The sequence below is a fragment of the Lactobacillus ultunensis DSM 16047 genome, from assembly GCF_001436305.1.
Classification (GTDB): domain Bacteria; phylum Bacillota; class Bacilli; order Lactobacillales; family Lactobacillaceae; genus Lactobacillus; species Lactobacillus ultunensis.
Genome location: NZ_AZFO01000004.1, coordinates 42,987 through 55,922, shown reverse-complemented (window position 1 = coordinate 55,922; position 12,936 = coordinate 42,987). Strand labels below are relative to the sequence as shown.

General features: G+C 33.6%; 15 protein-coding genes. 2 read left to right on the top strand and 13 right to left on the bottom strand.

Annotation, left to right across the window (positions count from 1 at the left end; all coding sequences use genetic code 11):
• Positions 1-40 precede the first annotated feature (40 nt).
• The 4 genes from FC57_RS02115 to FC57_RS02100 are packed head-to-tail and all read right to left on the bottom strand — an operon-like array spanning position 41 to position 3,908.
• Positions 41-832 carry a Cof-type HAD-IIB family hydrolase gene (locus FC57_RS02115; RefSeq protein ID WP_007126242.1) on the bottom strand — a complete coding sequence of 264 codons (792 nt, stop codon included), beginning with the start codon at positions 830-832 and terminating at the stop codon, positions 41-43.
• Positions 829-2,208, bottom strand: coding sequence for an RsmB/NOP family class I SAM-dependent RNA methyltransferase (locus FC57_RS02110; RefSeq protein WP_007126243.1), 1,380 nt, complete (start codon positions 2,206-2,208; stop codon positions 829-831). The genes FC57_RS02115 and FC57_RS02110 overlap by 4 nt, the downstream gene beginning before the upstream one ends.
• Positions 2,189-3,166: an ABC transporter permease gene (locus tag FC57_RS02105; protein ID WP_007126244.1), complete on the bottom strand. Its 978-nt coding sequence runs from the start codon at positions 3,164-3,166 to the stop codon at positions 2,189-2,191. Before FC57_RS02105 ends, FC57_RS02110 begins: the two co-directional genes overlap by 20 nt.
• The gene (locus tag FC57_RS02100) at positions 3,156-3,908 is read right to left on the bottom strand and encodes a hypothetical protein (RefSeq protein ID WP_040529697.1); all 753 of its coding nucleotides are present in this window, start codon (positions 3,906-3,908) and stop codon (positions 3,156-3,158) included. Before FC57_RS02100 ends, FC57_RS02105 begins: the two co-directional genes overlap by 11 nt.
• A gap of 82 nt (positions 3,909-3,990) precedes the next feature.
• Between FC57_RS02100 and lepB the strand changes: the two genes are divergently transcribed.
• The gene (lepB, locus tag FC57_RS02095) at positions 3,991-4,557 is read left to right on the top strand and encodes a signal peptidase I (RefSeq protein ID WP_040529699.1); all 567 of its coding nucleotides are present in this window, start codon (positions 3,991-3,993) and stop codon (positions 4,555-4,557) included.
• Positions 4,558-4,628: 71 nt separating this feature from the next.
• Complete coding sequence (locus tag FC57_RS02090) at positions 4,629-4,817, top strand: LBP_cg2779 family protein (protein ID WP_007126247.1); 189 nt, start codon at positions 4,629-4,631, stop codon at positions 4,815-4,817.
• A 52-nt stretch (positions 4,818-4,869) separates the two neighbouring features.
• On the opposite strand, the gene FC57_RS02085 is transcribed toward FC57_RS02090, so the two are convergent.
• The 9 genes from FC57_RS02085 to FC57_RS02045 all read right to left on the bottom strand — a co-directional run bounded on the left by FC57_RS02085 (position 4,870) and on the right by FC57_RS02045 (position 12,894).
• On the bottom strand, positions 4,870-6,195 hold the full coding sequence (locus FC57_RS02085; RefSeq protein ID WP_007126248.1) for a replication-associated recombination protein A: 1,326 nt from the start codon (positions 6,193-6,195) through the stop codon (positions 4,870-4,872).
• 62 nt (positions 6,196-6,257) lie between these two features.
• Positions 6,258-7,085: a hypothetical protein gene (locus tag FC57_RS02080; RefSeq protein WP_007126249.1), complete on the bottom strand. Its 828-nt coding sequence runs from the start codon at positions 7,083-7,085 to the stop codon at positions 6,258-6,260.
• A gap of 6 nt (positions 7,086-7,091) precedes the next feature.
• A complete protein-coding gene (locus FC57_RS02075; RefSeq protein WP_007126250.1) occupies positions 7,092-7,931 on the bottom strand; it encodes a hypothetical protein in 840 nt (279 codons plus the stop codon).
• A gap of 12 nt (positions 7,932-7,943) precedes the next feature.
• Positions 7,944-8,780 (bottom strand): hypothetical protein, encoded by an 837-nt coding sequence (locus FC57_RS02070; RefSeq protein ID WP_007126251.1) that lies wholly within the window; start codon positions 8,778-8,780, stop codon positions 7,944-7,946.
• Positions 8,780-9,487: an ABC transporter ATP-binding protein gene (locus tag FC57_RS02065; RefSeq protein ID WP_007126252.1), complete on the bottom strand. Its 708-nt coding sequence runs from the start codon at positions 9,485-9,487 to the stop codon at positions 8,780-8,782. The genes FC57_RS02070 and FC57_RS02065 overlap by 1 nt, the downstream gene beginning before the upstream one ends.
• Positions 9,480-9,854 (bottom strand): GntR family transcriptional regulator, encoded by a 375-nt coding sequence (locus FC57_RS02060; RefSeq protein ID WP_007126253.1) that lies wholly within the window; start codon positions 9,852-9,854, stop codon positions 9,480-9,482. Before FC57_RS02060 ends, FC57_RS02065 begins: the two co-directional genes overlap by 8 nt.
• A 303-nt stretch (positions 9,855-10,157) precedes the next feature.
• Positions 10,158-11,399, bottom strand: a complete 1,242-nt coding sequence (gene pepT, locus FC57_RS02055) for a peptidase T (protein WP_007126254.1) — start codon at positions 11,397-11,399, stop codon at positions 10,158-10,160.
• Positions 11,400-11,417: 18 nt separating this feature from the next.
• On the bottom strand, positions 11,418-12,215 hold the full coding sequence (locus tag FC57_RS02050) for a Nif3-like dinuclear metal center hexameric protein (RefSeq protein WP_007126255.1): 798 nt from the start codon (positions 12,213-12,215) through the stop codon (positions 11,418-11,420).
• On the bottom strand, positions 12,208-12,894 hold the full coding sequence (locus FC57_RS02045; protein WP_040529702.1) for a tRNA (adenine(22)-N(1))-methyltransferase: 687 nt from the start codon (positions 12,892-12,894) through the stop codon (positions 12,208-12,210). Before FC57_RS02045 ends, FC57_RS02050 begins: the two co-directional genes overlap by 8 nt.
• Between the last annotated feature and the right edge of the window lie 42 nt (positions 12,895-12,936).

The following is a 12,936-nucleotide window of genomic DNA, read 5'->3' as shown; positions in this document are numbered from 1 at the left end:
TTATTATCGTTCATTTTCACTTAACATAATCATCAATATTTCAATTAATATTTAATAATTTAAGAATTTCTTTTTGAACAGCACTCTCATTACAAGAACCTATAATTTGATCAGCTGCTCTTTTCGCCTCTTTAAGAGCTGTACTCGTAGCAAAGCTACGACCAACATAGTTTAACATTCCCACATCATTACCACTATCACCAAAGGCAATCATTTCACTAGGTTTTATTCCTAATTTTTGACCTAAATATTTTAATCCAACTGCCTTGTTCATGCCTTTGGTCTGCATATCAATTGAATCTGCCGCTCCTGAAACAAAACCAATTTCTGGATATTTTTGCTTCAATTCTGTTAGAACTTGTGGCATCTTATTTACTGGCACATTTAAACTGAGTTTAAAAATATTGTCGTGAACCTCATTAAAAGAATCTACCACTTCCAAATGCTCAACATATTTACGCATTTCTTGTACATAGGCCGAAGAATTACTACTTAAGACATAGGCACTTACTAAGCCCATTACAATTACAGGATAAGGATATTCAGCCGCAATTTTAAGTAAAGTGTGATACAGCTCATCACTTAAAGAATCAACATGCAAGATTTGTTTTCCTTTGGCTACTAAAGCACCATTTTCAGCCACAAAATAGATCTTATCTTCAATTCCAGGAAAACGAGTTAATAAGTTGGCATGTTGATTACCACTTGCTACTACAAATTCAATATTGCGCTCCTGCATTTCTTTAAATTCACGAGCAAACAATGCGTGATCATAATCTTTCTGATCATTCAGCCATGTTCCATCCATGTCTGTCGCAATTAACTTAATCATTTTCTTAAACCCTTTGGATAAAAATTCTTTAATACCTGATTGCCAGCAATTTTACCAAAACTAAAAATCATCTTTTGATAACTGACAAGTACAAATCCACGTAAATCACTTTGTACTTTAACTGTTTCACCATGAAGATATTCTTGATATACTTCTGAAGTTAATAAATCAATTACTCGATCTTGGTTAACCTGACCTAGCACTTCGGCTAACTGATGCCCCGGCTCAAATCTTTTCTTTTTTAATATGCCAAGCTCAACGCCATTATTCAAAACATGTAAATTTACCCTTTCCGGTAAACTAACAGCAGGTACAAAAACATGATCATTTCTAACTAATACTTTTTTGCGCCAATCATTCAAACATTCAGGTAAATTAAATTTATCCAATAATTGAGCTACATATTCTTGATCATTTTTAGTTAAACGTAAGGCTAGTTGCTTTTTCTTTTTACGTTTACTTTTTTTAACCAATTCTTGAGTTTCTCCCGGCTTCTGTAAAACTGCCACAAATTGACCTTCACCTATTCCATCTTGTGGCCAAAATCGTAAAGTCTTTTTCAAATTTTGATCATCATTGGCCCACTTTGGACGACCAACACTAATGTGATCGTTCTTAATATGGGTATCCAAAATAGAAAAACCATATTCATTTATCAACCATTCGACTATTTTCTCATCTTCTTCTGGAGAAAAAGTACAGGTTGAATAAACTAAACGACCACCCGGTTTAAGCATCTTGACTGCTTCGTTAAGAATTGTTTCTTGACGCTTTTGACAAACTAATACATAATCTTGAGACCAATAATCAATAGCCTCTGGATTTTTTCTAAACATTCCTTCTCCACTACAAGGCGCATCGACTAAAATTATGTCAAAATAGTCTGGAAAAACGGGCGTCAATTTTTCTGGACTTTCGTTTATAATTAATGCATTACTAATACCCCAACGTTCAATATTTTCACGTAATATCTTTGCTCGAGTTGACGAAATTTCATTAGCTACTAACAGTCCCTTATTCTTTAATTGTTCACCTAGTGCAGTAGTCTTACCACCTGGAGCAGCACACAGATCAAGTACTCTGTCTCCCGGTTTAACGCCACTGATAGCCGCAGGAAACATAGCTGCAGGGTCTTGTGAATAAACATAGCCAGCCACCCATTCGGGATCTTCACCGCTGATTTCACCATAATATGCATGATTTATCTCTGGAACAGGTTTAGCCAAACTGTAGGAAATCTTAACTTGATTCTTCAAAGTATTAACCCTGAATGCCTTTTTGCTATCTTGATTCATAGCTTTAAAAAGCTGATCTGCAGTTTTTTCTCCTAACAATTCAATATATTTTTCTTTAAAACTATTTGGTAATTCTAGCAACTTTTCTATCCTTTCTTACCAGATAACGAAGCATTATGCAGAATGCAACTATATAGATAATCCACGATGCCAACAAACTGATCCTCAATGAACTATAAGTTGAGTAAAAAGCGTGCCAACGTAGGAAGAAATAGACAGCAATAGCAAAAACGCCTTCTATCATGAATAAACGTACGCTACGATTAATTACCCAGTTACGTAATAAATCACCGTGAAGATGTGTTAATTTAGCTTGTCGCTTAATTATTGTAGCTAACAACAGATTACCCACAATACCAACAACTAAAGCTGCTAACATCAGAAGTAAGTCTGGTAATATAGATAAACGATCACGGTGGTGTTCTTGAACAAATGATGGAATATGGAGTTTAGCATTGTAATGTTTAGCTATTCTACTAATCACATTTGGCGCACCATCAACGACAATTCGGTAGTTTTTCAGTTGATCTTTAGCAGTTGGTTGATCAATACCTGTACTCAAGTAATATTTATTCATTTCTACTTGCGGATAATCTTTAAACTCACCAATTACTGAATAATAATGCTGTCCAAGAATAACATATTTATTATTTTGCACATCTAATAAATTCGTTTTGGTAGCTGGTCCTAATACTGCAAAAGATATGGTTCCCTTAAAATCATCTGGAGAAAAATAGCGACCACTTTCTGTTGGCAAACTTTTAACAGAATGATTTGCCCATACTAGAACCTGATCTTTTTCATAATTACTGTCCAGATGCAATTGGATTTGATGATGCTTATAATTCTTATCTAAATAGCGTAAAAATGAACTAACACTTTCATCACTATCCGTTCGAAAATAGCGTGTATTATTAGTTAAGCCATGAGCTTCTAACAATTCATCTGCATAACCTGATTCAATATTAGAAAGCATTGTACCTATGCATAAAAATGTTAAAAGCGGTATTAAAAGTAAAAATATCTTTTTAAAATTCATTGTTTATCTCAAAAATCCGTTCATCAATAAAATCAAAACTTTGAAAAGAATGATTAATAGACATTAAAGCAGGTGTTTTCTTAAACCAGTGATGATCCCAAAATTCGGGTGAATTAGTTGCACCATTCCGTTCGCCGATAAAAAGCAAATGACTATCTTTATTGTACTTCTGCCATGATTTAACAGTGTCTATATCACTTTTTCCAAAATTCGGTGACCAAGAACACAAAATCAAATCAACCTGATTGTATTTTTTTATGGCCTGATCTGCAGAAAGATTGATTACCGGATGAAATTGTATTGAACCTGTTTTAGACGTCTTAGCCCACTCTAGTGAATCGGTACTAATTGTTTGAATGCCAGATTCTTCTAAAGCCTTTGACCAATAAGCATTTCCGGCCATAATCTCCAAAGCAGTATTCACATTCAATTCTTTTTTAATTAGCTTAGCAGTTTGTAAATTGGCTATTGACCAAATACCATATTTTAAAGATAAATATTGCCGGAAATTATTAAATAAATTATTAATATCTGTCAATTGTTTTCTCTTATTTTGACCTATATCTGTCAATATATCTTCAAATTCATCTGGCATTAAACCAATTCTTTGCGGAGCTACCAGCAAAGGTTTTCCTCGACTTACATAATGGTCTACTTGTTCCATTGCTTCAACCTGCTCATGAATTAAAGAATAATTGATTTCTTGGTCTAATTTGTTTACTTTTTCTAAAAATTTAGTCATATCTCTTACCTTACTAATGATTTTACCATGCAAACCACCAGAAATCAGTTATAATAAGAACAGCAAGAAAAGGAGAATGTTTATGGCAGAAAATATCAAGAAGAAAAATGATGATGAAAGTATAGGCCGATTTGTTCTCGACATCATTATCATGTTTGCAATCTTGATGGGAATTTACTATTTTATCTTTAGTTTCTTTCTATCAAATGAAACAGTTTCGGGACCATCAATGCAACCTACTTTTGAAAATGGTGATCGTTTGATCGCTGTTAGCCATTTCACTCCTAAGCGAAATGATATTGTTATTCTAAAAGCCCCTGATCAAAAAGGTGCTCTTTACATCAAACGTGTAATTGGTACTCCTGGTGACATGGTCACTTCTAAAAATGACAAATTATACATTAATGGCAAGCATATTGCAGAACCATATTTGAACAATAGCTATGAAAGAAGAGATCATCGTTTAGGTGAGCTTTATACTAACAACTTCACCTTAAAAGAACGTGTACCTAAAGATGAGTATTTCGTAATGGGTGACCATAGAGATGTATCTAAGGACTCTCGTTACTTCGGCTTTGTAAAACGAAGTTCGTTAATTGGACGAGTTGTCTTCCGCTATTGGCCATTTAACCAATGGAAAACATTTTAATTAAATTAAACCCTTAAAATTTTATTTTTTCGCCATGTTTGATTAAAATTAAAGTGTAAGGAGAAATTATTATGAATGAGCAAGAACAATTATCAGATGCAATTATTGATTATCAAGTAAAGCACCATGTCAATGATACCGACTTAGCTTTTGCTAGTCATTTATCAGTTGAAAAGGTCCATGCAATGAAAACTGGCGATGGTCAATTCACCAATGAAGAAGTTAACCAACTTTATGACTACATGTCCGCAAATGCGTAATCGATAACAAATAAAAGAGCTTCAATTTTAAAAAAATTGAAGCTTTTTTATTTTAGCCATTTTTCTTATGCCATTCTTTGATTTGTTCGAGTCGCCTCTTAAAACGAATCTCATTACCCTGATTGCTAGGATGATAGAACTCGCTCCCCTCCAATTCTGGTGGAAAAGTTTTCATATTTGTTAGCTTATCTGGTGCATCTTGGGCATACTGATAATCTTTACCATAATTTAAATCTTTCATTAATTTTGTCGTCGGATTTCTAATTTGTAAAGGAACTGGTAAATTACCAGTTCTTTTAATTGCCTTTTCTGCCTCTTGCTGAGCTATATAAACAGAATTAGATTTAGGTGTACAAGCTAAGTAAATAACACATTCAGTTAAATGAACGCCACATTCCGGCATCCCAATATATTTACATGCTTGGAAAGTATTAATTGCCACATTTAAACTATTAGTATCTGCTAAGCCAACATCTTCACTTGCAAATCGTACCAGTCGTCGAGCAATGTAAAGCGGGTCTTCTCCCCCATCAAGCATTCGATTCACCCAATAGACGGCTGCATTTACATCGCTATTACGCATAGACTTATGCAGAGCCGAAATCAGATTATAATGCTCTTCTCCCTTTTTATCGTAACGTAAAGACTTGGTATTCATTAATTCTTTTAATATCTGTTCATCTACAACTACGTTTTGACCAGACTTTTTACCGTTTAAGACTGCTATTTCCAGCGTATTTAAACTACTACGAGCATCTCCATTGCCAAATTCTGCAATTAAATGCAAATTTTCATCCGAAATTTTAATATTTAAACCTGGAAAACCGTTAGGATTCTTAATTGCTCTTTTAAGTAAAAGCACAATGTCTTCGGTAGACAAGGAGTGTAAGACAAAAACTTTAGCTCGACTTAATAAAGCAGAATTAACCTCAAATGATGGATTCTCTGTAGTTGCACCAATTAAAGTAATACTTCCCTGCTCTACGAAGGGCAGAAAAGCATCTTGTTGAGCTTTATTGAAGCGGTGAATTTCATCGATAAAAACTATTGTTTTTTCACCAAATTGGCGGTTAGATTCAGCTTCCTCCATAATTTTACGAATATCTTTAATTGATGATGTGACCGCACTAAAGGTAATAAAATGGGCTTTGGTATGCTTAGCAATAATCTCCGCTAAAGTAGTTTTTCCCGTACCTGGTGGCCCCCATAAAATCAAAGATGGTACTTTATCCTTTTCGATTAATTCTCTTAAGATTTTTCCTTTGCCAATAAGATCTTTTTGACCAACAAACTCATCAAGGGATTGGGGCCTAACTCGATCGGCTAAAGGAGTATTTTCATCTTGATTTGCTAAAGAAAATAATGATTCTTCTTTCATAATAATTACCTCGGAGTTAATTATAGCAAGAAAAAAGCAATCAATTTAATGATTGCTTTATCTTATCTATTTACAATTTTAGGTTCAACCCATTTTTTAACAAATAATATATCGCACAAGCCAAAAATCAGATCTACTAATAACAACAATATATCATCTAGCCAAATTGGATCATATGTCTGAAGTGATTTATTAGTATCAATTAAGTTTTGCAAATGAGTGAATACAATTGAACCAACATATACAGCAATAATTACTAAAATTGCAATAATTAAAAGTCTAATCCATAAAGTGCTCTTCATAGGTAATTCCTCTGAGACAATTCTTGAAGCAAAATTAGTAAAACTTACAAAGAAGTAAATAAACAAAATTACTAATACCACAAAGAACCAATAAAACTCAAATGCTATATTGATTCCTGTTATATTCGGAGTTATAGGCGATAACCCAAATTGACTAAAAGCCTCCGCTACGCAATCAGCTCCCATAGTAGGAATAAGTAATAATGTGTTAACAATTTGTTGTAATAGGAAGAAAAAACCACATGCAATTAAACTACTGAAAACATTTGCTAAATAAGTTTTTCCCTCATCTGCCGCAGCTAAATGCCAAGTTTGACTCATATTGATTTTTTCATTTTGCCAACAAGTTATTACGCCGAAGGCCAGATCAAAATAAATGGTCAAATTAGCAGAATTGTATCGCCAAAAATCAACTAAACTTTTATTCGGCGATTCGAAAAATAATAAATTATAATTTTGGGTTGCTAAAGCGAACAGTGAAACAAAGATAATTGTAAATAAATTTATAAAGAACAATAGATAAATATATCTTCTCTTTTGCAGCCACATTTGCTTAAAAAGATTGCCGAAACTAGTCAAATCATTCATCCCTTTCTAACGATTGATAATTTTTGACTCCACAAACTTTTGAACAAGTAGACAATTGATTATTCCTAATATAATTGCTCCGATCCAGTATTCAAGAGCCGTAACACCAATCAAATCCATATCTAGAGTTTTAGAATGAGCAACCAAATGATTGTAATACATTATTGTTACCTGATCATTAACCTGAGCAGCAATAAAGACTGCAACTATGACAAGAACTGCCATAACTATTAACTTAATCCCGGTAGTACTTTTAACAGGTAACTGATCAACAATAATTCTAGTCAAAAAATTAGCCAGGCTAATAAATACAAAAATGAGCAAACACAGACCTATCAAGCCTAATAACTCTTCAAACACCCCACTTATAGCGCTAAGGCTATCATGATTAATGGTAAAATCGCTACGAGTAAAAAACGGTATATGATGACTATAACTATCGAAAATTAAGACAACCAGACCAAGTACAATTTGAATGACGAATAAATAAGCACATTCGATCAAGCTAGAGAAAATATTGATCACCCAAATCTTACTACTAGAAGTTGGGATCAGCTGCCAGGTTTGACTCAAGTTAATCTTTTCATTTTGCCAGCAAAGCAAGCAAAATAAAGCCACGTCTGCCAAAAAAGTGGTAATTGTACCTATGCCTAAAAGCAGGTCCCAGCTGTTAGAGTTATCCGCAATTAAACCCGCAAAATTGTTAACTAGGTTGTTGCTTCCCTTAAAGATAATCCCCATCAAAAACATAAAAACTACAGCAAAGACCTGAATTAATAAAATCAGATTAGCGTACCGTCTCTTTTGCAAAAACATTTGTTTAAATAAGGCTTTAGAACTAGTCATAATCGGCCTCCATTAATTTGGTTTTGCTTCAACAAACTTATTTAAAAGCAAGATATCAATTGCTGTGATAATTACATCAAAAGCAAAGAATCCGAGCAAAGTTGTTCCAATTTCAAAATTATTATTTCCACTTGCAGCAAATGGTAAGTATTTACCCAGTACTGAGAATAAAGCGCCACTTGCATAACCTAACAACCAAATAATGGCAATAATAATTACTACTCTAACTACAAACATTAAGAACTTACTAGAACTGCTTGGTAAAAAATCTATAATACTACGGCTACTTAAATTAAGCAGACTAACAATTGCATACCAAGCGTAACCAAGTAAAACAATCAGAATTAAGCTACCTAATAATTGTTCCCAATCACTAGCATTAAAATCAAAACTAGCAGCTCTCATTAGTTTATGCAATTCGTTGCTAGAAATAATTAAAGGTAGAGAAGCCACAATTATAGTTAATAATTCAAGAATGCCTAACCAAATATATGAGAAAAAGGCTGTTCCAAAGTTACTCAATAGAAACTTAGTATCACTAATTGGTATTAAGCGCCAAGTCTGACTACGATTAATTCTTTCATTCTTTACTGAAGAAATGATCCAATAAACAAAATTTGCAAAAAATGAGGTAATAAACATCATTACTGCAAAAACAAAAATATAAGCCACAACAATATTGGTTGATTCGTGAACATTGCCATATACAAAATTAGGATTTCTTCCCATACCAATGGCAGTCATTACGGTGAAGCAAAGACTTGCAAAGGCTTGGATTAAGTAAATCAGATAGACAGACTTGCTCTTCTCTTGAAACATTCGGTTGAACAATGTATTAAAACTAGTCATTATTCATCATCCTCATCTGTATAGAAACTTTCATAATATTCCTCAATTGTCTTATGATGTTGACGAATATCATCGGCTGATTTGTGCTCCAAAACTGTATTATCTTTAACAATTACCACTTCATCCAATAAAGCAGAAATTTCATTAACAAAATGGTCCGAAATTAAGATTGTTGATTTTTCATCTTTCCAAAGAATAATTGAATTAATGATCTTTTTACAAGCCATTGCATCGATTCCACCAAAAGGTTCATCTAACAGATATAAATCAGTCTTACGTGCAAAGGTTAAAGCAATAATCAATTTTTCTCGCATTCCTCGCGATAATTGACTTAATTTCATCTCAGGATCTAAATGCATGAATTTTCTTAATTCTTCAAATTCATTTTCATCAAAATCTTGAAAGATTGTAGCATAAAATCTAACTACTTCTTGAATTTTGGTAGAATCACTAAAACCCGTTAAACCATCTGTAAAAGACAATTTAGCTTTTCTTTCAGCTTCTTTAGTTGCACCCTCTAAATTAATTTGACCCTTATAATTCTTGGCAACACCAGCAATAATTCGCATTAAAGTTGTTTTACCAGCACCATTTTCACCTAATAAAGCAACAATTTTACCAGAACTTAGATTTAAATTAACGTCTTTAAGAATAGTTCTTTGATTTTTCTTGTAAGTCAAACCACTTATTGTCAATAATTCACTCATTATTATCTCCACCTTGTTTTAAATAATTCTCTAGTGTTGATACTATTTTTGCTCTTGAAACACCTAATTTTTCCATACTCTGAATGAATTCATCTAATACATTATCAATTAGAGTTTGTTTAGTTTTAGCTAGTAATTCAGTATCTTCAGTAACAAAGTTCCCTTCGCCACGTTTAGTGTAAAGAATGCCTTTCATATTCATTTCTTGCAAAGCACGTTGAACAGTATTTACATTTACGGTTAATTCCACAGCTAGCTTTCTAACTGATGGGATCTTTTCGCCTGCCTTCATCTTACCTAAAGCTATTTGGCGATATAAATATTGTTCAATCTGAAGATAAATTGGAATATTATCCTTGAATTCCATTTACTCACCTTCTATTTAATTACTGTATTATTTATCTATTACACCAATAATACTACTCAATCTATATTATTTTTGCAAGTATTATTTTTTGTCATGTTTCACAAATTCTTTCAAAAATAAGTTTTAATAAAAAGAGTTCTAGAAGCCTTTAATTTCAAGCTTCTAGAACTCTTATGCGCTGTATGCTTATATTAGTGTATAACTGTATTAATTAAAACTATAATGCTTAACCTACTGATTTTATAGCATTTATTCTTCAGTTAAAGATATATACTTTACCTCGAATTGGGTAAAATTGTTCCACTACTTTGCTCTTTCGGCGTTTAATTCTGCCATTTTGATCATGACATCCACAGTTTTATACATGGATTCAAGTACAGTATATTCGTAGCGACCATGCATGTTTTCTTCTCCAGCAAAAATATTTGGACAAGGAAGACCCATATAAGTCAATTGTGAGCCATCTGTACCACCACGAACTGGATCTTCATTAATTTCAAGACCTTCTGCCTTATAAGCATCCCTAGCTAAATCAACAATATCCATATGCTTCTTTAATTCATCAGCCATGTTGTAGTATTGATCCCACATTTTAAGTTTGATACGTTCAGTACCAAATTCTGCATTCATCTTATCGACAATTGACTTTACTAGATTTTTACGCTTTTCAAGGCCATCACGTTCAAAGTCACGAATAATATAATCCAGATGAGCATTATCAACAGTACCATCAAAATTCATTAAATGGAAAAAGCCTTCTCGCCCTTCAGTATGCTCAGGACGATCATGCTCTGGTAATTGATTATGGAAATCAATGCCAACTTGAATAGCATTAATCATTTGACCCTTGGCTACGGCAGGGTGAACATTAACACCTTGAATATCAAGACTAAATTGCGCTGCAGAGAAAGTACCCCAATCTAATTTACCTGGAGCTTCCCCATCAACTGTAAAAGCAAAGTCAGCACCAAAGTCTTTAACATCAAAATGTTCAGCACCCGTACCAATTTCTTCATCTGGTGTAAATGCCAAGCGGATCTTACCGTGCTTTATTTCAGGATGGTTCATTAAATATTCTGCAAAAGTCATTAATTCTGAAATACCACACTTGTCATCCCCACCAAGCAATGTATCACCCGACGCAGTAATAATAGTTTGACCCTTATAGTTCTTTAAATGTGGGAATACTTTAGGATCCAAATAAAACTCTGAATCACCTAATTGAATTTTACTCTTACCATCATAATTCTCATGAATCTGTGGTTTAACATTTTCAGAATTAAAATCAGCAGTATCACTATGAGCCAAAAAGCCCATTACTGGCACATCATAATCAACGTTCGAAGGAATTTCAGCAATAACGCTACCTGCTTTTTGATTATAATGAATATCACTTAAACCTAATTCTTTAAGATCCTTCATAATGACATTCTTTTGAAAGTTTTCTTCCCTTTCAGTTGAAGGAAAGCGATCTGAATGTTCATCCGAACGAGAATTAACTTTTACATACTTTAAAAATCTTGGTAACAGATTTGGATATTCCATTGTAAATGCTCCTTTTATCTAAAATAAATCTTGGAATGGATTAGTTGAAACTTCCGACAATTCTACGCCGACATTCCAATTATTTTCTTTATTCCATTTCTTTAAACGATCATACACTTTATACTTAAACAATTTCTCTGTATAGTGACCTGGATCTACCACAGTCAAACCTGAAGAAATCATATCATGACCAACATGATAATAAACATCACCGGTAATGAAGGCATCAAGATTATCATCTAAAGCTCTAGTCCAATATTTGCCACCATCGCCACAGATGAAACCTACAGTTGATATTTGTTTCTCATTATCAGCCGTAATTAATCGAGCCATTTTAATCCCCATTTTTTCTTTTACATAATAGGCAAAATCATAGGCTGACATTGTTTTAGGCAATTTACCTTTGCGACCCATGGCAATACCATCATCATCTAAGCAAAATGGTTCAACATCCTTTAGTCCTAGCTCTTCAGCTTGCCAATCAGCAGAACCATCTTGAGCTTTATCCGAATTCGTATGAATTGAATAAACAGTGATACGATTCTTGATAATATTGCCATACATCGCATTTTGAGCATTCGCAAAATCTAAATTACGAGCTGGTCTAAACATCACAGGATGATGACTTACGATAAAATTAACACCTTTTTTAACTGCTTCTTCAACCACTTGAGGCCGAACATCTAGAGTGGTCATTACCTTTGTAACGTCTTCCTCCATGGAACCAATTTGCATCCCTACTGGATCACCCTGTGAAGCAATCTCCTCAGGAAAATCCTGTCTTAACCGCGCAACAATATCTTTAACTTTAGTCATCGTTTACCTCTTCCTCAATTAATTGAATATGATGCTTAACTTCATTAATACGATTTACATCCTTTTTCTTAGCCTTATTCAAATTCTGGAGCAGCTTCTGATTATACACAAGTTGACCTTGCCATTTCTGATAAAAAACTGGATTCTTTTCCCTCAAGATAAAAGGTCCAAAGAATATTTCCTTCTCAGTTAAATCATGCTTTTCTTTTACCAACTTTGCCTTAATTAGTTCATAAGTATGACCAGCTTCTGCAATCAATTTTTCAGCAATAATCTTATAATTATGCATCATTAACCAATTACGGACGCCTGCCTCACCAATATTCGGTTCAAGTACTAAAGTATCAAAATGATAATCCTTACTCCAGGCAGTATCTAATATATCAGTCATTAGCTTACCACCCATTCCTGCAATAACGACAGTATCAATCTGATCAGCATGAGTAACTGTCTCTAAGCCACTTCCCAAGCGTGTTTCAATCTGATCACTCAGACCAGCTTCTGCGATATCTGTCTTGGCATTATCAAGTGGACCTTTAGCAATATCGCTTGCAATAGCGTAATCAATCTTGCCATTTTTAACTAATTCAATCGGCAAATAAGCATGGTCGGTTCCAATATCAGCAACTCTACTGCCAGAATCTACCATATTTGCTAAAGTATTTAATCTTAAATTCATTTTTCCTCCATCAAGAGTTTGTTTAATCAAATTTTAGCATAT